At 36.5% G+C, this 25707-nt stretch carries 27 protein-coding genes and 2 tRNA genes; 12 read left to right on the top strand and 17 right to left on the bottom strand.

The window, feature by feature from the left end:
• Nucleotides 1-5 precede the first annotated feature (5 nt).
• The gene (locus J8L70_RS04480; RefSeq protein ID WP_211054276.1) at nt 6-1208 is read right to left on the bottom strand and encodes an Nramp family divalent metal transporter; all 1203 of its coding nucleotides are present in this window, start codon (nt 1206-1208) and stop codon (nt 6-8) included.
• A gap of 164 nt (nt 1209-1372) precedes the next feature.
• Entirely contained in the window at nt 1373-2632 is a 1260-nt protein-coding gene (locus J8L70_RS04475; protein ID WP_211054275.1) for a valine--pyruvate transaminase, read from the bottom strand.
• 247 nt (nt 2633-2879) lie between these two features.
• Here J8L70_RS04475 and J8L70_RS04470 point away from each other — a divergent pair, with 247 nt between their 5' ends.
• Both J8L70_RS04470 and J8L70_RS04465 read left to right on the top strand, forming a co-directional pair.
• On the top strand, nt 2880-3932 hold the full coding sequence (locus J8L70_RS04470) for an endonuclease/exonuclease/phosphatase family protein (RefSeq protein ID WP_211054383.1): 1053 nt from the start codon (nt 2880-2882) through the stop codon (nt 3930-3932).
• 168 nt (nt 3933-4100) lie between these two features.
• Nucleotides 4101-4523, top strand: coding sequence for an MAPEG family protein (locus J8L70_RS04465; protein WP_211054274.1), 423 nt, complete (start codon nt 4101-4103; stop codon nt 4521-4523).
• Between the two features lie 62 nt (nt 4524-4585).
• Here J8L70_RS04465 and J8L70_RS04460 read toward each other — a convergent pair whose 3' ends face one another.
• The 3 genes from J8L70_RS04460 to J8L70_RS04450 form a co-directional block, all read right to left on the bottom strand.
• Nucleotides 4586-6433, bottom strand: coding sequence for an ABC transporter ATP-binding protein (locus tag J8L70_RS04460; protein ID WP_211054273.1), 1848 nt, complete (start codon nt 6431-6433; stop codon nt 4586-4588).
• A 61-nt stretch (nt 6434-6494) separates the two neighbouring features.
• A complete protein-coding gene (locus tag J8L70_RS04455; protein ID WP_211054272.1) occupies nt 6495-7313 on the bottom strand; it encodes a hypothetical protein in 819 nt (272 codons plus the stop codon).
• Between the two features lie 16 nt (nt 7314-7329).
• Nucleotides 7330-8109, bottom strand: a complete 780-nt coding sequence (locus tag J8L70_RS04450; protein ID WP_211054271.1) for a hypothetical protein — start codon at nt 8107-8109, stop codon at nt 7330-7332.
• A 118-nt stretch (nt 8110-8227) separates the two neighbouring features.
• Between J8L70_RS04450 and J8L70_RS04445 the strand changes: the two genes are divergently transcribed.
• A complete protein-coding gene (locus J8L70_RS04445) occupies nt 8228-9628 on the top strand; it encodes a M28 family metallopeptidase (RefSeq protein WP_211054270.1) in 1401 nt (466 codons plus the stop codon).
• Nucleotides 9629-9647: 19 nt separating this feature from the next.
• On the opposite strand, the gene J8L70_RS04440 is transcribed toward J8L70_RS04445, so the two are convergent.
• The 5 genes from J8L70_RS04440 to mnmA form a co-directional block, all read right to left on the bottom strand.
• Nucleotides 9648-10106 (bottom strand): GNAT family N-acetyltransferase, encoded by a 459-nt coding sequence (locus J8L70_RS04440; protein WP_211054382.1) that lies wholly within the window; start codon nt 10104-10106, stop codon nt 9648-9650.
• Between the two features lie 137 nt (nt 10107-10243).
• The gene (locus J8L70_RS04435; protein WP_211054269.1) at nt 10244-11395 is read right to left on the bottom strand and encodes a cupin domain-containing protein; all 1152 of its coding nucleotides are present in this window, start codon (nt 11393-11395) and stop codon (nt 10244-10246) included.
• A 141-nt stretch (nt 11396-11536) separates the two neighbouring features.
• The gene (purB, locus tag J8L70_RS04430) at nt 11537-12907 is read right to left on the bottom strand and encodes an adenylosuccinate lyase (RefSeq protein WP_211054268.1); all 1371 of its coding nucleotides are present in this window, start codon (nt 12905-12907) and stop codon (nt 11537-11539) included.
• A gap of 31 nt (nt 12908-12938) precedes the next feature.
• Entirely contained in the window at nt 12939-13541 is a 603-nt protein-coding gene (gene hflD, locus J8L70_RS04425; RefSeq protein ID WP_211054381.1) for a high frequency lysogenization protein HflD, read from the bottom strand.
• Nucleotides 13538-14638 (bottom strand): tRNA 2-thiouridine(34) synthase MnmA, encoded by a 1101-nt coding sequence (gene mnmA / locus J8L70_RS04420; protein WP_211054267.1) that lies wholly within the window; start codon nt 14636-14638, stop codon nt 13538-13540. Before mnmA ends, hflD begins: the two co-directional genes overlap by 4 nt.
• A gap of 340 nt (nt 14639-14978) precedes the next feature.
• Here mnmA and J8L70_RS04415 point away from each other — a divergent pair, with 340 nt between their 5' ends.
• On the top strand, nt 14979-16214 hold the full coding sequence (locus tag J8L70_RS04415) for a sensor domain-containing diguanylate cyclase (protein WP_211054266.1): 1236 nt from the start codon (nt 14979-14981) through the stop codon (nt 16212-16214).
• Nucleotides 16215-16224: 10 nt separating this feature from the next.
• Here J8L70_RS04415 and J8L70_RS04410 read toward each other — a convergent pair whose 3' ends face one another.
• The 7 genes from J8L70_RS04410 to J8L70_RS04380 are packed head-to-tail and all read right to left on the bottom strand — an operon-like array spanning nt 16225 to nt 19345.
• Nucleotides 16225-16662, bottom strand: coding sequence for an NUDIX hydrolase (locus J8L70_RS04410; protein WP_211054265.1), 438 nt, complete (start codon nt 16660-16662; stop codon nt 16225-16227).
• A complete protein-coding gene (locus J8L70_RS04405) occupies nt 16655-17320 on the bottom strand; it encodes a pseudouridine synthase (protein ID WP_211054264.1) in 666 nt (221 codons plus the stop codon). The genes J8L70_RS04410 and J8L70_RS04405 overlap by 8 nt, the downstream gene beginning before the upstream one ends.
• Entirely contained in the window at nt 17320-17649 is a 330-nt protein-coding gene (locus tag J8L70_RS04400) for a TusE/DsrC/DsvC family sulfur relay protein (protein WP_211054263.1), read from the bottom strand. Before J8L70_RS04400 ends, J8L70_RS04405 begins: the two co-directional genes overlap by 1 nt.
• A 3-nt stretch (nt 17650-17652) precedes the next feature.
• The gene (locus J8L70_RS04395) at nt 17653-17919 is read right to left on the bottom strand and encodes a DsrH/TusB family sulfur metabolism protein (RefSeq protein ID WP_211054262.1); all 267 of its coding nucleotides are present in this window, start codon (nt 17917-17919) and stop codon (nt 17653-17655) included.
• Nucleotides 17916-18272 carry a sulfurtransferase complex subunit TusC gene (gene tusC / locus J8L70_RS04390; protein ID WP_211054261.1) on the bottom strand — a complete coding sequence of 119 codons (357 nt, stop codon included), beginning with the start codon at nt 18270-18272 and terminating at the stop codon, nt 17916-17918. Before tusC ends, J8L70_RS04395 begins: the two co-directional genes overlap by 4 nt.
• Entirely contained in the window at nt 18269-18622 is a 354-nt protein-coding gene (gene tusD / locus J8L70_RS04385) for a sulfurtransferase complex subunit TusD (protein ID WP_211054260.1), read from the bottom strand. The genes tusC and tusD overlap by 4 nt, the downstream gene beginning before the upstream one ends.
• Before the next feature lie 57 nt (nt 18623-18679).
• Entirely contained in the window at nt 18680-19345 is a 666-nt protein-coding gene (locus J8L70_RS04380) for a Bax inhibitor-1/YccA family protein (RefSeq protein WP_211054259.1), read from the bottom strand.
• A gap of 297 nt (nt 19346-19642) precedes the next feature.
• On the opposite strand from J8L70_RS04380, the gene J8L70_RS04375 reads away from it, so the two are divergent.
• The 8 genes from J8L70_RS04375 to nhaC all read left to right on the top strand — a co-directional run bounded on the left by J8L70_RS04375 (nt 19643) and on the right by nhaC (nt 25677).
• Nucleotides 19643-19733: transfer RNA gene (locus J8L70_RS04375), tRNA-Ser, on the top strand.
• A gap of 79 nt (nt 19734-19812) precedes the next feature.
• Nucleotides 19813-19903, top strand: a tRNA-Ser gene (locus J8L70_RS04370).
• Between the two features lie 135 nt (nt 19904-20038).
• Nucleotides 20039-20419, top strand: coding sequence for a hypothetical protein (locus tag J8L70_RS04365; RefSeq protein ID WP_211054258.1), 381 nt, complete (start codon nt 20039-20041; stop codon nt 20417-20419).
• Nucleotides 20420-20547: 128 nt separating this feature from the next.
• A complete protein-coding gene (locus J8L70_RS04360; protein WP_211054257.1) occupies nt 20548-21006 on the top strand; it encodes a GAF domain-containing protein in 459 nt (152 codons plus the stop codon).
• Complete coding sequence (locus J8L70_RS04355; protein ID WP_211054256.1) at nt 21006-21284, top strand: hypothetical protein; 279 nt, start codon at nt 21006-21008, stop codon at nt 21282-21284. The genes J8L70_RS04360 and J8L70_RS04355 overlap by 1 nt, the downstream gene beginning before the upstream one ends.
• A gap of 15 nt (nt 21285-21299) precedes the next feature.
• Nucleotides 21300-21944, top strand: coding sequence for an RNA chaperone ProQ (gene proQ / locus J8L70_RS04350; protein ID WP_211054255.1), 645 nt, complete (start codon nt 21300-21302; stop codon nt 21942-21944).
• A gap of 27 nt (nt 21945-21971) precedes the next feature.
• Nucleotides 21972-23996 (top strand): carboxy terminal-processing peptidase, encoded by a 2025-nt coding sequence (gene prc, locus J8L70_RS04345; RefSeq protein WP_211054254.1) that lies wholly within the window; start codon nt 21972-21974, stop codon nt 23994-23996.
• Between the two features lie 217 nt (nt 23997-24213).
• Nucleotides 24214-25677, top strand: a complete 1464-nt coding sequence (nhaC, locus tag J8L70_RS04340) for a Na+/H+ antiporter NhaC (RefSeq protein WP_211054253.1) — start codon at nt 24214-24216, stop codon at nt 25675-25677.
• The last annotated feature ends 30 nt before the right edge of the window (nt 25678-25707 follow it).

Genomic DNA, 25707 nt, shown 5'->3' with positions numbered 1-25707 from the left:
AAAGGCTAATTAAAAATTAAGCTAAATAACTTATAACTACTCAAAGCAAAAATAAGTATTAAAACGGGGAGCGTAACGAGGTTTATAACCCAAGAACTGGTATAGCTTCCCATTACCGATTTTTTGTTTACAAGCCACACAAGGTAAGTGCTTATTATAGGCAATAATAAACCATTAGCGGCTTGTGCAAATATAATCACCGCCACAGGGTCTAAATTTAGTGATGCCACTACCGCACCAAATAATAAAATAACAATAGCGACGGCTTTAAAGCGGGCGTGTTTCATATCGCTAGACCAGCCTAACATTCCACATACAGCATACGCCCCTGCAATCGGTGCAGTGATTGCACTTGTTAACCCCGCAGAAAATAAACCAATTGCAAAAAAGTAATGGGCAGCATGACCAAGCAATGGCTCAAGTTGCACCGCCATGTTTGCTGCGCTAATTTTACCTGTATCAGTGCCATAAAATGCAACTGATGCGGTAGATAAAATCGCTAACGTGATTACACCGCCTAAGGTAATTGAGAGGCTAGTATCTAAATTATTTTGCTTTATTGATTTTTTAATATCACGACAACTATCGTGTTGCTTTGCTAGTACACCCGAATGTAGAAATAAATTATAAGGGACTATGGTTGTACCTATTAGTGCAAGTATTGTGGTAATTGAACCATCTGGTATTTTGGGTACAAAGCCATGCAATACATTACTTATTGCTGGACCTGCCATCACAAGGGTAGAGATAAAGACTAAACTCATTAAAATAACCAATAAGATCAGTATATTTTCAATCATTTTATGTTTACCACTAAACAATAATATTGCACTGAGTAATGCTAATAATGGAGTCCACAAATGAGCAGGGACCATAGGCAGTATCTCTATTAAACCTAAACTTGCCCCAGTTAAATTTCCTGCTTCATAGGCTGCACTCCCTACGCCAATAGCGCTAATAACTAAAATAACGGCAAGGGATTTGAACAGCGGGGTTTCGATATGAGCCCTAAGTGCTTGTGCTAAATCTTTTCCTGTTGCCAGGCCAAGTCGCGCCGCCATTGATTGAAGTAATATAGTGGCAATAATTGAAAATACTAATGTCCAAATTAATGCAAAACCAAAATTTGCACCTGCGACACTTGCCGTTGTAATAGTACCGGGGCCAATAAAGGCAGCGGTAACAAGTAATCCTGGTCCTAAACGCATATGTTAACCCTTATTTTTTGTTTTTCTGTGGTATTACAGCGAATAATAGCTAGATTAATATAGTCAGATCAATCTAGGTTTGTGGTATTACTTTACGCTAAGCAACCTTAATAAAACAGTTATTACAATAAAAAATAAAGGGTTATACATATAGTATTTCGTTTTTATAAAAGGGCTTTAATTGATTTTAGTCCTTTTTTTAACGTTGCTTCATCGGTAGCGTAGTTAATACGAATACATTGATGTTTATGCTCCCAGCTATCTTCTATGCCAATAAAAAAGTTATGTCCGGGTATAATATATATATCTTGTGCTTTTAATTGTTGATATACGTCTTCGCTTGTTAAGTGAGTATCTTTTAACCATAGCCACATAAAAAATGCGCCTTCAAGCTTATGTAAATAAACTGATGAATTAGCAAAAATGTCATTAAATAACGAAACGGCTACCTGTGCTTTTTGCTGATAATACGGAAGCACGGTGTTTTTACATAAAGGCAGAAGTTCGTTGTTGTTAATTAAGCGGGTAACAAGCGATGGACCCATGGCATTAGGTGATAACACCATTGCCCCATTTATACGGCCAATGGCTTGGATCATATCGCGATTAGCTAAGACAATACCCGTACGCAAACCTGGTAAACCTAATTTGGAAAGAGACATACATAAAATTATATTTGTATTCCATGTAAGGCTCGCTTGTGTATAAATACAGCCGGGAAAAGGGTCGCCATAGGCATTATCTATAATAAGTGGGATATTATACTTTTGCGCTAATGCATCGAGACGTTGCACTTCTTCGTCTGTAATAACATTCCCCGTTGGGTTAGTAGGACGAGAGACACACAATGCATTTATGCTGTTATCTGTTTCAAGCGTATTTTCAACGGCTTCGAAATCAATAATATATTTAAATTGCTTTGCATTATTGCCGGTATCTAAAATAGCGATGTGTGGTTTGATAGCCACAAACATGTCATCGCTTAACCCTTGATCCGCATAGCCAATATACTCAGGTGCAAGAGGAAATAATATACGCTTTGTGCTTCCGTCAGCCATTTTTCCAGCCAACATATTAAACAACACAAAAAAGTTAGCCTGACTGCCATTTCCTAATGCGATATTTTCGGCCGTTATAGGCCAATTAAACGCATTATTAAGTTGTGTTGCTAATGCGACTCTAAATTCATCATTACCTGTTGGCCCGTCGTAGGAGCCAAATACATGAGACATTTTGTCGGCGCTTATTAATGTGTTTAATTCATTTATAAAAATTTGATTAATTTGTGGAATTTGAGCGGGGTTACCCCCCCCTAACATGACGATATTAGGGTTGTTACTATTTTTTGCATTACCTAAGTCTTCCATTAACTGAGTAATACCATTAGGGCGTGTAAATTTAGTGCCAAAGTGTGAATAAATCATAATTTAAATAGATGCTGAGAATTAATAACGCAGTATAACGTAAATAAAAGGCTTAAATTGCATGATGAGAATTATTCACTTTTTAGGCTTTTATTAATGTTGGGAGTATAATAAATGGATATGAAAATATTAGGTTTATATTATCAGTAGTTTAAAATTAACATCACAAACCAATTACTTAAATGAACTACCTCAAAACGAAGAAGGTGAGTTAGTAGAGGCGATTATAAAAAATACTCAACTTAAAATAGCTACGTTTAATTTATTTAATTATCTTGAGCCACCAAATGCCTACTATGACTTTGAGCGAATTTATACCGCAGAGCAATGGCAAAGAAAACAACGTTGGATTGTTGATTACATCACTGAGACCCAACCCGATGTGATCGCATTTCAAGAGGTGTTTAGTATCGATTCGCTAAAAAAATTACTTTTAGAGAATGGCTACGAGTATTTTTCAACGGTTGATACACCTCAAATCATAGATGATTTTATCTATAAAAGTCCGGTCGTGGCGATAGCTGCTAAATATCCAATAGTTGAAGTAGCAGCCGTTGCCCACAGTCGTGAATATGTGAATGCGCTTGGTCTTAACCATGGTTTTGAATTTAGCCGTAAAGTACTTAGGGCGACAATCAATTTACCACATATTGGTTACACAGATTGTTATGTTGTGCACTTAAAGTCTAAGCGTTCAATGATTGAAATAGATGATGTTAATCATGCCTTGTCACCTGAAAAAAATATTATTGAAATATTAAAAGCGACAGTTGCGGGAGGGTGGGGCGCAACAATTCAACGCGGCAGTGAAGCCACATTATTAATGTTAGCAATGATTGAACAGCGTAAGAAAACTAATCAACCAATGATATTAATGGGGGATTTTAATAATGATTTAACTGATGGCGTGCTAAATCACTTATTAACGAACTCTTTGCGATTTGCGCCTCAAATGGATACCAAGGCTTACCTTGCAAAATATTGTTTAAATGATGCATGGAATTTATTTGAAAATAGTCGATTAAATCAAGCCATCCTCAGTGATTTGATAGCCGATACACAAGCTAATACTTTAAATACCGGCTTGGTACGTAAAGCAACACATTATTATGGTGCTAATAGTAATGTACTTGATTATATTTTATTGTCGTGTGAATTTGACTCACGTTGCCCCGATAACTTTTTTGATGTGAGTGAACATCATACTTACGATAGACATTTACTCAATCCAGAGTATGAAAAGGATGATTTAACAACCGATCATGCCGTAATATGTATCACATTAACTTTGCGTAACTAAAACAGTGTAGTTAAGCATGTAATTACGAGAATGTGATTTGTATTATTTACATTAACAGCCCGATGTAAAAAACAATAAACTTCAAAATCAAGTGTTTAGTGTTGGTGTTGAAATTGCTTAATAGTTCTTTAATCATATTTATAAGTAACAAAGCAAAGGAGCTCCCGTATGACATCTGCACTCATTTATACTTACACTGGCTTTTACATATATTTAATAATGTTAGTCACTCAATGGGCTGTGGCTACTTTTAGTAAAGCTAAGGCACCCAATGCCATACCCGGTAAAATCAGTGATGATTTATCACATGATAGCTTTATTTTCAGAGCTCATCGTACTTTTCATAACACGCTTGAAAATAGTGCATTATTTGTTGCGACTGTGTTGTTTGCTATGGCAATTAATTATCAAAGCATGGCGTTTTCGTTATGTGTTTGGGTGTATGTTATTGCACGTATAATTCATATGGTTTTATATTACGCCATTGCAACAGAGAAAAACCCAAGCCCTCGTACCTATTTTTTCTTAATCAGCTTATTAGCTAATTTAGTGATGTTAGTGTTAATAGGCATTCGGTTATACATGTATTAATTGAGGTGTTAAAACGAAGAATACACGGTCGTATTCTTCGCTTATATTCTTAATGCTTGCTTTTAATCTGTGGCAATAAAACCACCTGTTTGATGTGTCCAAAGGGATGCATAAATTCCCCCTTTAGCGATTAACTCTTCATGAGTTCCTTGCTCTGCAACCCCTCCGTTATCAAGTACAATCAGTCTATCCATTTGTGCAATGGTCGATAACCTATGTGCAATAGCAATAACGGTTTTGCCTGTCATTAAATCATCAAGACTTGCCTGAATCGTGGCTTCTACTTCAGAATCGAGTGCGCTGGTGGCTTCATCAAGTATTAAAATGGGGGCATTTTTTAATAATACACGAGCAATAGCGATACGTTGACGTTGTCCACCTGAAAGGGTGACACCGCGTTCTCCAACTTGCGCATCAAAGCCTTTATTACCTTCACTATCTTCTAAGTCATAAATGAACTCAAGGGCTTTAGCTTGTTGGGCAGCCTTTAGCATGTCAGTCTCGGTTGCATCTGGTCTACCATATAAAATATTGTCTTTTACAGAGCGATGAAGAAGAGAAGTATCTTGAGTTACCATCGCTATATATTTACGTAAACTCTCTTGAGTGACTTGGCGAATATCTTGGTCATCAATTTTTATATGACCTGAGTCTGTATCATAAAAACGAAGCAGTAAATTAACCAGTGTTGACTTACCTGCACCAGAGCGACCAACTAAACCAATTTTTTCGCCAGGTTTAATCGTTAAATTTAATCCATTCATCACTGGGCCACGATTTTTCTCGTTAGCCGCTTTGCCATAATTAAACGCTACATTTTTAAATTCGATCTTGCCATGATTCACTCTCAATGTATTTGCATTAGGGGCATCGTCAACCGTTATTGGGTTTGATAGTGTTTTCATTCCGTCTGTGGCTGTACCAATGTTTTCGAATAAACTGCTTATTTCCCACATGATCCATTGCGCCATACCGTTTAACCTTAATGATAAGCTAACAGCAATAGCGATTGCTCCAGCGCTAATGGCGCTCAATGACCACAAATATAATGATAAAGCGGCAACACTAAATACTAATAAATAGTTTAACGAGTTGATTGCAAAGTTAAGGCTTGTGACTAAGCGCATTTGCTTGTACACCGGTTGCAAAAACACATCCATACTTTGTTTTGCATATTGCTCTTCACGTTGAGTGTACGAAAATAGTTTAATTGTTGCTATGTTAGTGTAGCTATCAACAATGCGTCCGGTCATTTGTGAGCGTGCATTTGCTTGCGAGCTGGCAATTTTTTTAAGTTTAGGTACAAAATAAAGCTGTATCGCAGTATAAATTATTAGCCAAATAAGTAATGGCACCATTAAGCGCCAATCTGCTTCGGCAACTAAAAATACCATCGCACCAAAATACACGACAATGTACATCAAAACATCGAGCAATTTCATGACCGCTTCACGAACAGCTAATGATGTTTGCATTACTTTAGTGGCAATGCGTCCTGCAAATTCATTATGATAAAAACTAATACTTTGACGTAATAAATAGCGATGAGCAGACCAACGTATAGACATTGGATAATTGCCTAGTAACGCTTGATGTAAAATTGCGGCATGAAAAAAAACAACAATAGGTAATACAACTAGCAGCATAATAGCCATTTTTATAAGTTCAGGCTTTTTCTCTAAAAATAAGGTCTCCGGTGTGTAAATACTTAACCAGTCGACTAGCTCGCCCATATAACTAAATAATGATACTTCTAAGATGGCTAATAAAGCGGCGCTAATAGACATAAGAACTAAAGGAAGTTCCATGCCTTTTGTGTAATGTCGGCAAAATGCAAATAAAGTTGCGGGCGGTTGAGAAGGTTTTTCCTGAGGAAATGCGTTGGTCATTCTTTCAAATAATCGATACATTATAAAAACTTAAATGGTATAAAGGGAAATATCATACCATTTAAGTTAGGTTTTTAAATGATTAAAATGGGCGTGACAACGCAAAACCTTCGATCATATATAAGTCATCATATCGTAATCCGCCGTTACCATACGGGCGCTTGTGTGGGCCGGTATTACAATTAGCTAAAAAGTAAATGAGTGGCTGTTCACGCTTCATTCTAAAACTGGCATCTTTATAAACGAGTGTTTGCTGATTAAATTCGCCGCCTTTAACATATACATCGTATTTTTGTCCGCCTTGTTTTATTGGCGCGTTATTCACTACATACCAAATTTCATACCATGTATCGGGTTGTAAAGGTTTGGCCGATTGAGCACTGTTATAATTTCTTATGTTGGCATAGCCCTCATTTGTTTTAACCATTAAAGCACCATCATTTTTAAATCCATTAGATTCTGCTTTATCTGTCACTCTTAGGGTGGGTTCGAATGCGTCATAACCGTGTTTATTAATTTCATGCGGCTGTAAATTACTTAAACCAAAAGCATGGTTGTTTGGAAATGACTCTACATTAATACGCACATAAAACGTATATGTTTCACCAAGCTGGACAGGGGTAGGGAGCTTTTTATAACTGAGCGCTTTTCGATTACCAATAATGCCATCGGCGGCGGGTTTTTTTAATAGGTAATTATTTTCTATACTTTCAGTTTCGATAACCGTTACTTGTGGGTTGGCTATATGTGGCTTTGTTTGATTTTGTGTATCAACTTGATACCAACTCTTTAAATTTGTTTGAAAGTCGTCTATTTTTTCCCAATTATTAGTGACTGGGATCTGAGTACAGGCAACAGTAAAAGTGGCTAATATTAAAATGATCAGTGAACGTGCATACATAGTGGATACCTAAAAGTTATGGTTCGATAGCATGAATGGTTTTTATAGCTTGCGGTAATTCATGTGTAATTAGATTGAGTTTTTTATTTTCGCGTACATTATTTATGTTTACGTGCGTTAAAGGGGACTGACTGGCTAAAAGTACAATATTTTTGTATTGAGTAAATTCGATTAGTTTTATATACGGGAAATTCTGTTTAATTGTGCAAAGTAAATTTTGTAATTTTAACGGCGAATCAAAACTCAAATTAGCACTAATGATGGTGTTTATTTTAGCGCTAAATTTAAGTTGCTGCCAAAACTGCGCTGTTTCAATAAAATCTAAGTGCTGTTGATCACTAAATATATCAATTATTATTATATCGAATTGAGACGTGTTTGTTGCTAAATATGATTGTGCACATTGGTTAACAACTTTTGTTTCATTAGGTAAATTAAAATATTGTTGTGCTAATGCAATTATAGTCGGGTTCAGCTCTACGGTGGTGATAGCATTGAGTGAAATGAGCTTATTGTTGTGTAAATAGCGTAGTGTTCTATCAATATTTGCACATCCTAAACCTAAATTAAGTACTTTTAATTGTTGGGTTTGCTGTAATAAGAATAAAAGCAGCGATTTTATAATCGGTGAATAGGCAATCTCTGGCTGTGTTTTTTTGATTATTCCTTGTATTGACACATCACTAAATTTAAGCCAAAAGTAATCATCATTTTCATAAACGAATATATGGCCAAACTGACTGTTATTTTGATAAATAAGATACTGCGCGTTGCTTTGGTTAATTAAGTGTTGCATTTTCTTCTTCGTTGTAAGTTCAAATAGTGATACCGTTTTCTTGTCGCTTTATCTCAAAGCAGTTGCAGTAGGTATTGGCTTAGGTAAAGTTAAATGACTACTTTACTGGAATATAACAATGAATTTAGCTTTTAAAAATAATTTTAACAAATCATTACGCTATTGCTTTGTCACAACATGTACATTACTTGCTATCCCAAGCTTTGCAAGTAGTACCCTGACACAGCAACAGTCTTTACATGCGATTGCTGCAGATATTTCAGCAAACCGCCTTGAGCAAGATGTGTCTAAACTGGTGAGTTTTGGTACTCGTCATACCTTATCAGAAACTCAATCAGATACTAGAGGGATTGGCGCTGCTAGACGCTGGATTAAAGATGAGTTTGCGAAAATTTCAGCACAATGTGGTGGCTGCTTAGAAATTATAGAAGTTAAGCAAACTATCTCAGGTGAAAAGCGAATTCCTAACCCGGTAGAAGTGGTTAATATTATTGCGATTCAACGAGGAAAATCTGATCCTAATCGAATGGTTATTATGTCGGGTGATATAGACTCTCGGGTCAGTGATGTGATGGATTTTACCAGTGACTCACCTGGTGCAAATGATAATGCAACAGGCGTTGCAGGGGTGATAGAATCAGCACGGGTGTTGAGTAAATATAAGTTTAATGGCTCGATTGTTTATGCTGCGTTATCAGGTGAAGAGCAGGGGCTGTTTGGTGGTAAAATTTTAACGCAATATGCAATTGATCATAATTGGCAAGTTCATGGGGTATTGAATAACGACATGATTGGTAACATAGCAGGTGTAAATGGGGTGATTAATAACACCACAGCGCGCTTGTTCTCAGAAGGTACCCGTGTTGTAGAAACACCAGAACAAGCTCGTGTGCGTCGCTTTACTGGTGGTGAAGTGGATTCGGCAAGTCGAAACTTAGCTAGGTACATCGATAAAGTGGCTGATGACTATATTCCAAATTTAGATACTATGTTGGTATACCGCTTAGATAGATTTGGTCGAGGGGGGCACCACCGACCTTTTAACGATGCTGGGTTTGCCGCTATACGTATTATGGAAACGAATGAAAACTATAATCGACAGCATCAAGACTTACGTACAGAAAATGGGATTGAGTACGGTGATACAATTGCGGGCGTTGATTTTAATTATACAGCAAAACTGACATCTCTAAATGCGGTCAGTTTAGCTGCGATGGCGTGGGCTCCTGCGCCCCCTAAAAACGTTAAAATTAGTGGTGCAGTCTTACCAAGTACCACTTTAAGTTGGCAAGCGCAAAATAATGAGAATATTGCTGGATATAAAATTTATTGGCGTTACACCAGCGAACCACAATGGCAATATAGTCGGTTTGTAGGAAGTGTAAACACGGCAACGTTAGAAAACATTGTAATTGATAATTATTATTTTGGGGTTGCGGCTGTAAATAAACAAGGTATTGAGTCTCCTGTCGTATTCCCTGGAGATGTTGGGTCTTTTGATCATGCTATTACACCTTAATTCAGGGTATACCGGTTCATTAATGTACTAACGTAAATGGTGTAGTCTGAAAATGTGAAATGGGGCATTGTAGTTTTTGTCTTGCAATGCCTGCTTCCATAAATACATTGCCATTTGGATTGAAGCCGCTGTCGGTAAACTTTTTCACTTCTTGTAAAATACAATTTATGCTTATTTCTTTTAAACCATTTTGCTTGGCTATGGATACTAATTGATTTAATAAAGGTTGATAAACTTCGGGGATTCTATAATCAGGTAAAACAGCAACTCTACCAAGTAAGCCATCTGCGCACAGTCTACCCGTTGCAATTGGTTTGTTTAGCTTATCAGAAACTAATACATGATGTGCATGGTTATCTTTATGATCAAACTCTACTGTTTTAGGTATATGTAATTCATAAACAAACACCTTCTCTCGGATTTGTCGTAATATATTTTCGCACGTATGCCAGTTTACTTGTTTTACACAATAATCCATACCATCCACCAAACTAATAAACATATGTTGTTGCTATTAATAATGGCAAATAATAGTTATAAATCAAATCGTTCAGTAATTGGGTACAGCTGAATGAGCGTTAAAGATCATTTTAATAAAAGAAAATAGAGTGCAGACTACTCTGCACTAAACCAAATTCCTTGGTTAATAAGTGTTGTTAGTAATGTGATAAATTCCTCACTAGGAGATAAATTATATAACTCATTAGTTGCTACAATTAACTGATCGGTAAGGGCTCTTACAGCGGCTAAATCTGCTTTGTGTAAAAGGTAGTTTTCACCATTAATACTCAGCGTTATATCATCATTATTTAATTGATAAATAGCACGTGTTCCACCTAAGCGTTCAAGCTCTATATTTTCATGCTCAAGGGTATGCATTAACTGCTCTTCGCTAATTAAGTCTTCAAGCGGTGCAAGGTCCATTTCGTGCTTAGGTTGGCTCAATGTGGTACCTAGCCATTGATTAAAGAGTTCTTCATCTTCTAATAAGGATTTCATTAAGGCTTTAATATTGTTGACTTCAGCCTTAGTCACTTCGCCTTTAGATTTTCTTGGGGCTATATTGGCATCACAGTAACGCGTTTGGCCGCTATCTGTATCTATAATATGATCTGCAAAACTTGAGAGTAAATCTTGCTGATTAGGTGCCCTAAAGCCAATTGAATAGTTAATGGCATTTTCAACCGCATAGCCCTCATGAGGACAGCCCGGGGGAATATACAAAATGTCACCGGGTTGTAATATGCAATCAATTACAGCGTCAAATTGCTCAACCTGAAGTAAAATTTTGCTTTTTGTAAATTGTTTTAAGTTATTATCTTTTAAACCTACTCGCCAATGTCGACTTCCTTGGCCTTGTACGATAAATACATCATATTGATCTAGATGAGGGCCGACTCCACCTTGTGGGGTAGAATAACTTATCATTAAGTCGTCTATACGCCAATTAGGGATAAAACGAAAAGGTTCCAATAGCTGCGCAGCGTCGTTATGCCAATGATCTACAGCTTGCACTAACAAAGTGGAATTCGTAGGCGTTAATAACGAAAAGTCTTCAAACGGGCCTTGATGTGCTTGCCATTGATCGTTATGGTTTGTAATTAAGCGCGACTCTATACTTTCTTCCATCGCTAACCCTGCAAGCTCATTCGCATCAATAGGGTCAACAAAGTCAACAAATCCCTGTTTAATTAATAATGGCTTTTTTTGCCAATATTGAGATAAGAATGTCTCTATTGTTAAATCGTTAATTTTTAATTGATACATATAAATTACCTAGACACTGCAAGCATTGTAATTGCAATGTGTACTTTTGGTTAGTTTAATAACAAGAAGCAGAAGTTAAATACTATTTAAAACTAAAAAAGCGAAAGGCTAGCCTTTCGCTTTCATTATTGAGCTTAAAAATTAAGCTAAGTTATCGATGAACTCAACAGCACGACCAATATAATTGGCAGGTGTTAATTTTTTCATTTCAACTTTTGCGTGATCTGGCAAGTCTAATCCATCGATGAATTGAGCCATAATCTCTTGATTAACACGCTTACCACGGGTTAAATCTTTAAGCTTTTCATAGGGCTTTTCAATGCCATATTTACGCATGACTGTTTGGATCGGCTCTGCAAGTAATTCCCAGTTTTGATCTAACTCATCAAGCAAACGTTGCTCGTTAACTTCAAGCTTACTGACACCCTTTAGGGTTGATTGATAGGCAATAAGCGCATAACCCATACCTACACCTAAGTTACGTAATACGGTAGAATCTGTTAAGTCACGTTGCCAACGAGATACCGGCAATTTTTGCGCAAGATGTGAGAAAATTGCATTGGCTAAGCCTAAGTTACCTTCAGAGTTTTCAAAATCGATTGGGTTAACTTTATGTGGCATCGTTGATGAACCAATTTCACCCGCAATTGTTTTTTGTTTAAAGTGGTTTAATGCTATATAACCCCAAACGTCACGATCAAAATCTAACAATATAGTGTTGAAACGCGCAATGGCATCAAATAACTCTGCAATGTAATCATGCGGCTCTATTTGTGTTGTAAATGGGTTAAATGTTAAACCTAGGCTTGTCACAAAATTATCGGCATGAGTATGCCAATCATAGCTTGGGTAGGCGCTTAGGTGGGCATTATAATTTCCTACGGCACCGTTAATTTTACCTAGCATTTGTACTTGTGCAATTTGATCGCGTTGACGCTTTAAACGCATATACACATTAGCAAACTCTTTACCCATTGTTGATGGCGTCGCTGGCTGACCATGTGTACGCGTCATCATCGGAACGGCTTTATACTCTATCGCTTTTTCTTTGATGGCATTAAGAAGCTGGTCGCAATAAGGTAACAAAACATTGTCACGTGCCTGTGTAAGCATTAAACCATGCGAAAGGTTATTAATATCTTCTGAGGTACAAGCAAAGTGAATAAATTCGTTAATTGCGTGTAACTCTTCGTTATTAGCAACTTTTTCTTTTAATAAATATTCAACGGCTTTTACATCGTGATTAGTTGTACGCTCAATATCTTTAACTCGTTGTGCATCTGCTTCACTAAAGTTATCAACAATCGCGTTTAATAATTCGTTTGCTTGTTCGCTAAATGCAGGGACTTCTTGTATTTCGCTTGCTTCAGCTAAGGCTTGTAACCAACGCACTTCAACGGTAACGCGGTATTTAATTAAGCCAAATTCGCTGAAAATACTGCGTAGTTCAGTGGTTTTGCTGCCGTAGCGACCATCCACTGGAGAGATAGCGGTTAACGCTGAAAGCTCCATAATAACTCCTAATTTTAGTTTGAACGATAATTTATATATGTGTATTTGCTATGGCGAGTATTTTTCTTTTTGCAAAGAAAAATTGACGGCGTTTACCGCCCATTTGACGCCATAATACAGCGGCACGAATTCCACTTAACAATAAAGTACGAATTTTGTTTTGGGTATGCTGCTGTTTTAATAACTCGGGTTTACCATAAACCTGTATTCGATGCCCAAGGGGGCTCAGCACCGACGAGTATATATCTGCTAAACCGGCAACAACGGTGTCATCGGTTATAGAGAAATGATCTAAGCGTCGATGAATATCATCGATGCGTTTTGCTAATTCATTTAATGCATTTTTATTGTTATTTAATACACGCTCTAGCTGCATTAGGCTGCTAACGTATTTAACAATTTCTACGTCCTTTTGCGCACCCGCTGTTAGTTGAGAATGCAACACTTTGTAGCCATCAGATAAACTGTCAGTATCTTTGTATATATCTTCAGGAGAAGGGGGAGACATTTCAATGATACTATTTAATAGCACTTTAAATTGCTGCTCGTTACAACTACCAAATTGAGCGATCTTCTGTACTTGTTTTGCTGCAAGACACATAGCCGCAAGCGCCATTACTTGGTGTTCCATTATTTGATCACCGAATCAATAATACCGCCACCTAAACAGACATCATCGGCATAAAAAACAGCAGATTGTCCGGGTGTGACTGCTTTTTGTGGTTCATCAAACAACACGCGGGCAATATCGTCTTCGCCGACTAACAGCGTACAATTTATATCTTCTTGGCGATAACGCGTTTTAACGGTACAGCGTGTGGTGCCTTTTGGACCCATTCGATCAACCCAGTGTAATTGGTTTGCATTAAACCCATTACTATAAAGGCGAGGGTGATCTTTACCTTGGCCGACAACAAGCACATTGCGCTCTATTAATTTATCAACGACATACCAAGGCTCTCCAGAGCCTTCTTTCATGCCACCAATTAACAATCCTTTACGCTGGCCTAGTGTGTGGTACATAAGACCTTCATGTTGGCCCAACACATTGCCTTCGGTATCTTCTATGTCGCCAGGTTGTGCGGGTAAAAACTTTTGTAAAAAGTCTTTAAATTTTCGCTCACCAATAAAGCAGATACCGGTACTGTCTTTTTTATCGTGGGTAATTAAGTCTTGTTCTTCAGCTATTTTACGTACTTCGGGTTTTGCAATGTCGCCCACTGGGAATAAGGTTTGTGCAATATGTTCATGGCTTAATGTATACAGAAAATAACTTTGATCTTTGTTGTCATCTAAACCGCGACACATAACATATTTATCATCACGTAATTGACGACGCACATAATGCCCCGTTGCAATAAAGTCAGCCCCAAGTGCTTGAGCTGCAAATTCTAAAAAGGCTTTAAATTTAATTTCTTTATTACACATTATATCGGGGTTAGGTGTACGACCAGCTTTGTATTCAGCTAAAAAATACTCAAAAACATTGTCCCAGTATTCAGATGCAAAGTTGACAGTGTGAAGCTCAATACCGAGTTTATCGCAAACCGCTTGTGCATCTTTTAAATCTTCTGCTGCTGCACAATATTCGTCATTATCATCTTCTTCCCAGTTTTTCATAAACAGGCCTTCAACTTGATAACCTTGCTGTTGCAATAAGTAGGCTGAAACTGAAGAATCTACACCGCCGGACATCCCAACAATGACTTTAATATGACTATTTTCGCTCATTAATAATTTCGCTTATACAAATGACTGATAAAACCTTAGATAAGGCCGGGATTATAGCACGTATTTATCGCTCGCTAAAAGATGATATCCGCCTAATACACAGAAATAATATTTTATATTATATAGCGTTATTATTTAATTTTATCTGATTTAAATCATTGCTTAGATGGCTTGGGTATAAACGAAAAAAGATAAATACAACATAAAGGATTAGTTATATGGTTGTATAAATTTATTTTATAGATACAATAAATTAAACATTGTATCGAATTTAAGTGCTGCAAACCAGTGATTGTACAGTTTTATGGGATTGTTGGTGCGTTATTATAAGGATGTATAAATGAAATACGATATTCAAATGAAAAAGGTGAAGAGCTTTATTGATTTACATGCCAAAGCGCTTAATAATGATTCGAGTAATGAAATAATAAAAAATGAAGCATATTTACTTTTCTATCAATCAATTAAAGTATCTAACCCGCCTATATACGAGGATCCGAATCCTATTTCACAATTTTTTTTAAGATTAAAGCATGGTTATCACGGTGATTTAAAAAATATACTTAGCATTGTTGAGTTATTAGAAAATTGGTGGTTGGAGTGGCATTTTTCATTAATTATGCAAGCAAAGCTTAATCAACTTAACCCGCAGAAAATAGATAATAGTGATGCGCTTGATTTAAATGAGCAGAGTCATTTTAATCACCTTTTTGCACATATTCCTATTCCTATTTGTAATGTGTCTTTAAAAACAGGCAAGGTGATCCGAATTAATCAACGCTTCACTGATGTGTTAGGTTACACATTAGAGGATATTCCAGATATAGATACTTGGTTTGTTGTTGCTTACCCCGATAGCCATTATCGTAATTATGTCATTTCGTTATGGAATGAAGCTATAAAAGTTAAATCAATAGAAAATAAAAATAACGATGTTAATAATTATTGTATTCGCTGTAAGTGCGGTGAAGAAAAAATGATGGATGTTTCAGGTATTGTTATTGGTGATGAATATATGGCCGTGTTTAGTGATGCAACAGAACATCTGCAAGCAAAGGAAATTTTAACCACAATGGCTTTTTTAGACTCACTCACTAAAATTGCTAATCGTCGAAGGTTTGACGAACTACTTAATCAAGAGTTTAAAAAAGCGGTAGTTAGCAAAACAGACTTATCACTTATCATGATTGACATCGATAACTTTAAATTATTTAACGATCGTTACGGACATGTGGCAGGCGATAAATGTATTCATGATATCGCACAACAAATCGCTGCTGAGGTTTCTCGTACTGAAGATTTTGTTGCGCGTTATGGAGGGGAGGAGTTTGCAGTATTGTTACCTAATACAGACCTAAAAGGCGCTTTGTTCGTTGCAGAACAAATACAAAAAGCCGTAGAGAATTTAGCAATTGCACACCTTGATAGTTTTACTGGCGTTGTTTCTATTAGCATGGGAATAGCAATGATTAATGAGCAGATTAAAACGCAAACATTATTAGTTGATGCTGCTGATAGCGCTTTATATTATGCAAAAAAACAAGGTAGAAATTGTATTGCTTTGAGTAAACATTAAAGCAGGGTAGCTAGTCGGTAATAAAGTCTAAAGAGATGTGTGGCTTAATTAAACTATCTTCAATGCATTTTAAAACTAACGGGCTACGAAGCGGTAAATGCTGGATTTCATCAAGTGAAAACCAATCGGCACTGATAATATCTTGATCTTGCGGCGACGTGAATTTAGGCTCTGTTGTTAATAAAAAATTGAAGCAAAAACGTAAATAATGTACTCCATTAGGGGCGTGAAAATTATAAATACCTAACAATGACGTTGCCTGTAATATTAAACCAGTTTCTTCAAAAAGCTCACGTTGTGCAGCGTCTATTAATGTCTCATCTTTTTCTAGATGCCCTGCAGGTTGGTTGTAACAAATCCTTTGCGTAAACTTATCTCGTTCTTTAACCAGTAAAAATTTATTTTTATAACTTACAATTGCTGCAACGGTTACGTTAGGTTTATGCATGTTCGTTAACTACTTTGTATTGTCCATTGTCAATATCTTTTAAAGTATATTGCCCGATGCTATAACGAATTAATCGCAAAGTAGGGTGACCAACATGGGCCGTCATTCTTCTAACTTGACGATTTCTACCTTCTGTCAGTGTAATACTTAACCAACTGGTGGGGATTGCTTTTCGTTCTCGAACCGCGGGGGTACGAGGCCATAAAGAAGGTGCTGGCATTCTTTTTATGTGTGCAGGTAGTGTTAAACCATCTTTGAGATTTACGCCATTAGTTAACGAATTAATTGCATTATCATCAGGGATCCCTTCAACTTGCACCCAGTACGTTTTACTGGTTTTTTTATTAGGGGCTGTGAGTTTATTTTGTAATTTTCCGCAATTTGTTAATAATAATAGACCTTCACTATCTCTATCTAACCGACCTGCGGCATAAACGTCTTTAACATCAATATAATCGCTTAGTGTGGCTCGGTTATTCTCATCTGTAAATTGGCACAATACATCAAAGGGTTTATTAAAAAGCACTATTTTTCGTTCATGCTCAGGTATTGCAGGTTTAATATCGCGCTTTTGATTTAGCGGCTTTTTTACTTTACCACGAGAGTAACTGCGACCTGTTGTACGCTTGGTTGTTGCTGGCTTTTTATTATTTTGCATTAGATACACCGGGCTGGTTTTGGTAAGCCAGCAATTTTTGTTGCCTGTTTAGCGGGGCCTTTTGGAAATAACTTATACAAATACATGCTGTTTCCCTTATCTTCGCCTAATGCTTTAGCCATTGCTTTTACCAGCATTCTAATTGCGGGGCTGGTGCCGTATTCAATATAAAAATTTCTAACAAATAATATAACTTCCCAATGTTGCTCTGTTAAAGTGATATTTTCTTGGTCAGCAAGAAGCAATGCTAACTCTTCAGTCCATAAAGTGTGGTCAAGTAAATAGCCTTGTTTATCGGTGGCTACTGGGGTGTTATTTATTTCAAGCATATGTTACCAAGTAATTGATTGGTGGGTTGTTACACATAAATCTACAAATTCAGTATAGCTAATAAGTTGATCAATCGATGTATAATTAACTGCACGGGCTAATGCATCTTCTTCTAGCAAAAGTAAGGTCGGTGATAGTTGACGAAATTGGGTTATATCGTAACAAGCATCGCTAACTAATAGAATATTATCATGTGGCTGTATGATGTTTATTAATTGTTCAATAGAATAATAATTTACTGGTTTAGAAAAAATATGTAACGTCGTCATAAGGTCACCACGTACTGTTGACGTTGGATTAATTGTTGTTGCTGTTGAAAATTTAAACTACTCGCTTGGATAATGAGATCATCTGTGCTTAAGCCATAATCAAAAAGTGATTTTTCGCAAACATAAATGTTTTCTACATCATAAATCTCAAGTGTTTTTATATTTTTAAAAAAATCTTTCATCCCTAGGGACTCAGTCGATTGCTGCGCCTTTAAATTAAGCACGGCAGAACCACTTAATAACCAGCTGATGTTTTGATCAACAGCGGCAAAAATAAGCGCCATATCCAGTGCATCGCGTGTATGCATGTTATGAAATGGGCTCGATTTGCTCATTATTAAAATATTTTTCATTTAAACTGTACCCATTTATCCGCATCACTTGCTAGCATGGCAAATTCGGCTAAACCAGCCACATTAAATACACCCGTATTTTCTATATCTAATCCACGTTTTTGTGCTGCAGTAATACAAAACGTCAGGTTAATACCTAAATTGGCTATATTTTGCCATAGAGAGGGTATATTTAATTCATCGGTTGCTAATTCAAAAGTAGGTGAAGCGTGAAAAACGGCATCTTGATATAAAAAAATAGTGTTAACCGTGTGCCCTTGATTAATACATGCATTTACAAATTTAGCTAAGCGCTGAGTGGTATCATGATCTGAAGGTGCGCTATGCATAGATATTACAAACTGAGCCAAAACAGTGATCCCATAAAAAAGCCCCAATTAAGGGGCTATTTTAACAGAACTATTTAATTAGTCATCACTTGCGCCAAGAAGGTGAAGTAAAGAAGTAAATAAATTATATACATTTAAATATAAAGAAACGGTTGCACGGATATAATTAGTTTCACCGCCGTTAATTATTCTGCTGGTATCAAATAAAATGAGACCCGACATGATTAATACTACAGCAGCATTCATTGCCATGAAGACCAGTGTACTACCTAAAAAGATATTAACGATGCTCGCGATGATAACAACGATTAAGCCAACCGTTAAAAAACCACCCATAAATGAGAAGTCTTTTTTAGTGTTAAGTGCATAAGCAGATAAACCGAAGAATATTAACGCGGTTGAACCTAAAGCTTGCATAATCAGCATAGGACCATTTGGCATTGCTGCATAATAGTTAAGCATTGGTCCAAGGCCTGCGCCCATTAAACCAGTAAAGGCAAATACCCAGTACACGCCTGATGCAGACTCGGCTTTTTTGTTAATTACAAATAACAGACCAAATGAAATTAATGAAAATACTAATCCCATAAAATAAGGTAATTGCATTGCCATTGAAATACCCGCGGTAACAGCGCTAAAAGCTAACGTCATACCAAGTAGTAGATAGGTATTTTTAAGCACCTTATTTGTTTCTGTTGTCGTCATTACTGGCTTTGCAGTAGTAAACGAATTATTAAATGCCATTGTTAAACTCCTAGAGTTAATAAGTTTTTATAATTTACTATTAGTAAGATTATCAATTCTTATATATTTGGGCAAACGTTTGTAGTTCAATAGTAAAAACGCATTTTATTTTAAGCCTAATATAAGGCTACTTTAAGATAACGGCTCGTGTGGGTTGTAATATGATATTTCACTTGAGTTAAAAATAAACGGTTTGTTTTAACATTATACAAATTAGTGTTTTTTTAAGCAGTTAAACAGTTTTTTTAAAAAAAAGCTTCACAAAAGCCCAGGCTTTCCCTATTATGCAGGCCGTGCGGAGAGATGGCAGAGTGGTCGAATGCACCGGTCTTGAAAACCGGCATAGGTTTGTAGCCTATCTAGGGTTCAAATCCCTATCTCTCCACCATCTAATTTTTATTTAATTGTACCTTGTACGATTAAATTTATAGTTAAAAATACACTCTTATTTTTAACTTATGTGTTTTGGAGAGATGGCAGAGTGGTCGAATGCACCGGTCTTGAAAACCGGCATGGGTTTGTAGCCCATCTAGGGTTCAAATCCCTATCTCTCCACCATTATTTAAACCCACTATTTTATAGTGGGTTTTTTTATGTCTTAAATTCACTATTTACGACTATAGTCTCGCTTTATCCTTTTACTTGCTTAGTGCATGCTTAACTTGAACTAAGTTTAACGTTGAAGGATGACTTATGAAGCATCAACTGGCTAAAAGTGTAGGGCTTTCTTTATTATCCCCTATCATTATGGGAACGGTATTAGGGTGCTATTACGCGATTATTTTACCGAGTAACCCAATTAATACTTTTTTTCAATTATTAATTAATGCAATCGCCAATGCACATATTGTTGGCTTGACTATGGCTGCATTTGTTGTCCCCGGATATTTACTTATGTTTAGGTACGCAAAAGTAAATTATTCAGGCGTTCTTACATTAGGGCTTTTAGGTGGTGCCGTGTTTAGCTTTTTATTAAGTGCCAGTAATGGAGAAATATTTTTAATAAATAGTATTATGTCTGGATTAGCTGCAGGTTTGTTTTTGTTCGGATTACGCAATTATAAACAAAAGTAATTGCAGAAATATTGAGCATATGCACTGTAAATCAATGCATTTTCCCTTTTTTTCCCGCCAAAAGGTTCCAATTTTTATTTACAAAGAGTACCTTTACCCACTGTATGTTTTATAAGAAGTAGTTTGGTATGAAAAAAGTTGAATTTTACCAGTCATTAGTAAAGCAAACTGAATCGTTAATTGCTGACGAATCAAATGTAATTGCTAATATGGCTAATATTAGTGCATTGTTATTTAATTCATTAGATGATGTTAATTGGGCTGGTTTTTACTTTTTAGATTCGCCAACAGAATTAGTTCTTGGTCCGTTTCAAGGAAATCCTGCATGTATTCGAATCCCTGTAGGGAAAGGTGTATGTGGAACTGCTGCTGCAACGTTAAGGACTCAATTAATTGAAGATGTGCATGCATTTGAGGGACATATTGCGTGCGATGCTGCATCGAATAGCGAAATAGTGATTCCTATTTTAAAAGAGGGGAATTTAATTGCTGTTTTAGATATTGATAGTCCTACTATTGCACGATTTGATATGGATGATAAAACAGGTTTAGAGGCATTAGTTAAGTGCTTTGAGGCCTGTTTATAATGAAAGATTTGCTAAATGTTCAAGACTACCTGTTTGCGATTGTCGATGTAGGCGATTGGGAAGGGGAAGAAGAACGTGTTGCAGAAACACTCAATGATTTAATTCACATTGCATGGGAACGTCTACCAGATGATTTGGAATGTGAATTAATCGATGAAATTATTAATGGTATTTGGGAACACCTTCGAGGTGATTTAGCGGTAATTGAAGCTGATTTCGAAGAGTTGACCGACTGGGTAACACACTATGTTGATTCGTCTTTAGACGAAAAGGTATAAAAAATAGGTTCTAAAATGGAAACCACAAACAAGCTAAAAGATATAAAAGAAGTATTGGAGTTCTTATACCAAGAATTTCCACAATGTTTTAAACAAAAAGACGGTATTAAACCGCTTAAAGTCGGTATATTTAAAGATATAGCTGAACGAATTGAAGGCTCTGAAAAAGTAAGCAAGACACAAGTACGTCAAGCTCTTAGAAAGTACACTTCAAATTGGCGTTATCTTGAAGCCGTAACCAAGTCTGATTTTCGTATTGACCTTGATGGTAATCAAGGTGAAAAAGTAGAACAAGAACATATTGACCATGCTCAAAAAGCGTTAGAAGAAAGCCGAGCTAAGCTAGCTAAACGTAAAAAGCAACAACGTCCACGTCAAGATTCTGAAGCTAAATCTTTTAAGAAAAAACCAGCACACACTGCAAAATCTGGCGATAAAAGAAACACATCGTCTAACAAAGCAGCAACTCCAGCAAAGCGCTCTGGAAAAGTTGAACCTTTGCCTGCAAGTGAGGTCAAGGTTAATAATAAGGTTAAAGTTAAACTTGGCCAAGCACTTGTTAATGCAGTCATTACTGAAGTAAACAAAGAAGAAATTCATGTTGAATTAGTAACAGGTATGCAAGTAAAAACAAAAGCTGACAGCTTATATATCATATAAGCTGCTACTAAAATTAAGGAGTTGTGTATGAGTAAAAAGTTTACGCTCATTCCGTTAGTTGCTACCCTGTTTTCAGGTTCATTATTAGCGTCTGTCGATGCTGTTAACATTGATGACTTACCGGTTTTAAAGCAAGAAAGTCAACATAGCACAGCCAGTAAACGAGTCGCGAACTTATTTGCTCGTTCTCATTATACTCCTGTTCGTTTTAACGATGAATTATCTGCAAAGGTATTTGATCGTTATCTCGATTCCCTCGATTTTAATAAAAGCATATTTTTGGCAAGTGATATTGCTGCGTTTCAAAAGTACAAAAATGATTTTGATAATGCATTAACAACAGGAAAACTTGGCTTTACCTATGATATTTTCAATCTCAGTTTACAACGTCGTTTTGAACGCTATGATTACTCATTAGCATTACTCGAAACGCCGATGTCGTTTGAAAAACCAGACGAGTACTTCTTTGATAGAGAAGATGCAAGCTGGCCTACGACACAAGCTGAATTAGATGAAATTTGGCGTGAGCGTGTAAAATACGATGCCCTACGTTTAAAAATGACGGGTAAAGATTGGGAAGGCATTAAAAAAGTTTTAGTTAAGCGTTATAAAAATGCTCAAAAACGTTTAGTGCAATCAAATTCTGAAGATGCTTTTCAAATTGTCATGAATTCTTTGGCGCGTAGTATTGAAGCGCATACTTCTTATTTATCACCTCGACGTGCTGAACAGTTTAAGATGGATATGGATCTTGAGCTAGAAGGTATCGGTGCTGTATTGAGCCCCGATGAGGATTATACTGTTATACGTAGCTTAGTCCCTGGGGGCCCTGCGGATAAAACAGATCAGATTAAAGCCGACGATAGAATTATTGGTGTTGCACAAGATGGCAAAGAATTTGTTGATGTGATTGGCTGGCGTTTAGATGATGTGGTTGATTTGATTAAAGGCCCTAAAGGTACCAAGGTTCGACTACAGTATTTAAAAGGTGTTGATGATCATGGTACACCAAAAGTGGTTGAGATTGTTCGTGATAAAATTCGATTAGAAGATCGCGCTGCAAAATCAGAAGTCTTTGAAGCTCAATACTCTAATTTAACCACTAAAATTGGGGTGATTGAAATACCTGGATTTTATAATAATCTTTCTAAAGATGTTAAAGTTGAGTTGGCTAAATTAAAAGAAGAAAATGTAGCCGGTATTATTATTGATTTACGCCAAAATGGCGGTGGGTCGTTATATGAAGCGACTCAATTATCGGGTTTGTTTTTTGATCAAGGCCCTGTAGTACAAATACATACTTCGAATAACCGTGTAGAGCAGCAAAAAGACAGAGACGGGGTTACCTATTATGATGGACCATTAACGGTATTAGTTGATCGTTATAGTGCGTCAGCCTCTGAAATTTTTGCCGCAGCAATGCAAGATTATGGTCGTGCAGTGATTATTGGTGAACAAACCTTTGGTAAAGGGACGGTTCAACAACACAAAGGGTTAGCTCGTGCGTATGACTTATTTGAAAACCCATTTGGTAGTGTGCAATATACGATAGCTAAGTTTTATCGAATTAATGGCGGTAGCACACAACACAAAGGTGTCATTCCTGATATTTCATTTCCATCAGCGATTGATCCCGCACAGTGGGGTGAAAGTAAACAAGACAATGCATTACCTTGGGATAGCATAGCAAGGGCTCAATATAGCAAGCTCGGTAATTTAACACCGATGATAAGTTATCTACAAAAACAGCATGATGAAAGAATTAAAACAGAACCTGAATTCAATTATGTATTAGATGACATTACTCGCTATAACGAAGAAAAAGATAAAAAAACAATATCTTTAGTTGAAAGTACACGCTTAAAAGAAAAAGATGACGGTGAAGCACGTGCACTTAAACGCACAAATCAACGTCTTGTTCGATTAGGTGAAAAAGAAATAGAAAATTTAGATGATGCCCCTGAGGTTCTTGATAAATTAGACCCGTTTTTAGAAGAAACAGCGCTAATTATGCAAGATTACATTAACTTTAGTCGTGTCGCCAAAAAGTAAAATATTTACTTTTTATAAAAAAAGGTGCTTCTAGCACCTTTTTTTTGCTTTATTTTAAATTGTATAAATAAAACTATTTTAGTTGCACGAATAGCCAATTAATTATATTCATTTAATATTACTTAATGGTTATAATAATTTATATAACAATTACATTGAGTTTAAACTCTTGTAAAACAATAAAAATTAACACATAAAGTGTGTAGGAGTTTCTCAATTGGAACCAACTGAACAGATTAAATTAAAAACCCCAAGTTTCTTTGATGCTTTAGTGCCTATAACCGTTTTGATTTGTTTATTAGGGGCTGCTGTTTACTTATTTGGAGACGATTCTTCATCGGGGCCAAACCAAATTGCTTTATTATTCGCAACTTTTGCTGCTGCTTTAGTTGGTTTAAAAAATGGCTATACTTGGAAAAAATTAGAGGAGGCGATGATTGAAGGTATTACATTATCGCTAGGCGCTATTTTAATCCTATTGATGGTTGGCGCCTTAATAGGTACATGGCTTTTGTCTGGTACTGTTCCCACCCTTATTTATTATGGCTTACAAGTTATAAACCCAAGTTGGTTTTATGCCGCTAGTTGCTTAATTTGTGGCATTGTTGCAATGAGTATTGGTAGTTCATGGACTACAGCGGCTACCATTGGTGTTGCTTTACTTGGGGTTGCTACCGGATTAGGGTTAGATCAAACGGTCACTGCAGGAGCTGTTATTTCTGGGGCTTATTTTGGTGATAAATTAAGCCCACTTTCAGAAACAACTAACTTAGCCCCCGCTGTTGTTGGCGCTGATTTGTTTGAACATATACATCATATGCTATGGACCACTGTACCGAGTTTCGTAATTGCTTTAATCATTTTTATTGTTATGGGTTTTAATGCAACAGCGACAACTGAAGCAGGGCGTTTAGATGAAATAACACTAATACTCGAACAAAACTTTAACATTGGTTTTGAAATGCTAATTCCGTTAGTTGTTTTATTAGTATTAGCAATTAGAAAAATGCCCGCATTTCCAGCGATTGCAATTGGTGCAGTAGTGGGGGCAATTTGGGCTATGTTATTTCAAACTGATTTGATCGCTACACAATTAGATAGAACGCAAGGTGAGTTAGTTGGGTATTTTAAACTTATTTGGACTACTTTCTTTGATGGGTTTAGCATTTCGACCAACGATGAAAAAATGGACTCATTACTCAGTGGGGGTGGAATGTCGGGCATGCTTACCACAACATGGTTAATTATGACTGCATTGATGTTTGGCGCTATTATGGAAAAAACAGGGCTATTAGATATTTTTGTTCAAAGTATTTTAAAAATAGCTAAAAGTACGGGGTCATTGGTTGCTTCAACTATCGCTACATGTATCGGGACTAATTTAGTTGCTGCTGATCAATATATTGCAATTGTTGTCCCTGGTCGTATGTTTAAAGAAGAATATAAAAACCGAGGACTAAAGCCGGTTAATTTATCGCGTACACTTGAAGATGGTGGCACAATTACAAGCCCATTAATTCCATGGAATACCTGTGGTGCTTATATGCAAAGTGTATTACTTATAAACCCATTTGATTATGCACTTTATGCTTTCTTTAATTTAATTAACCCCGTGTTAGCTATTATCTATGCCTACTTAGGTATTAAAATTTTACGTATAAAGCCAAAACAATCAGTTTAATTTTATTTATGACTCCCAGTGCGGAGTCTT

It is taken from the genome of Pseudoalteromonas sp. MMG010 (genome assembly GCF_018100905.1).
In the GTDB taxonomy this organism is placed as follows: Bacteria; Pseudomonadota; Gammaproteobacteria; order Enterobacterales; family Alteromonadaceae; genus Pseudoalteromonas.
The sequence above is the reverse complement of the archived record's forward strand: the minus strand, read 5'-3'. Positions and strand labels throughout refer to the sequence as shown.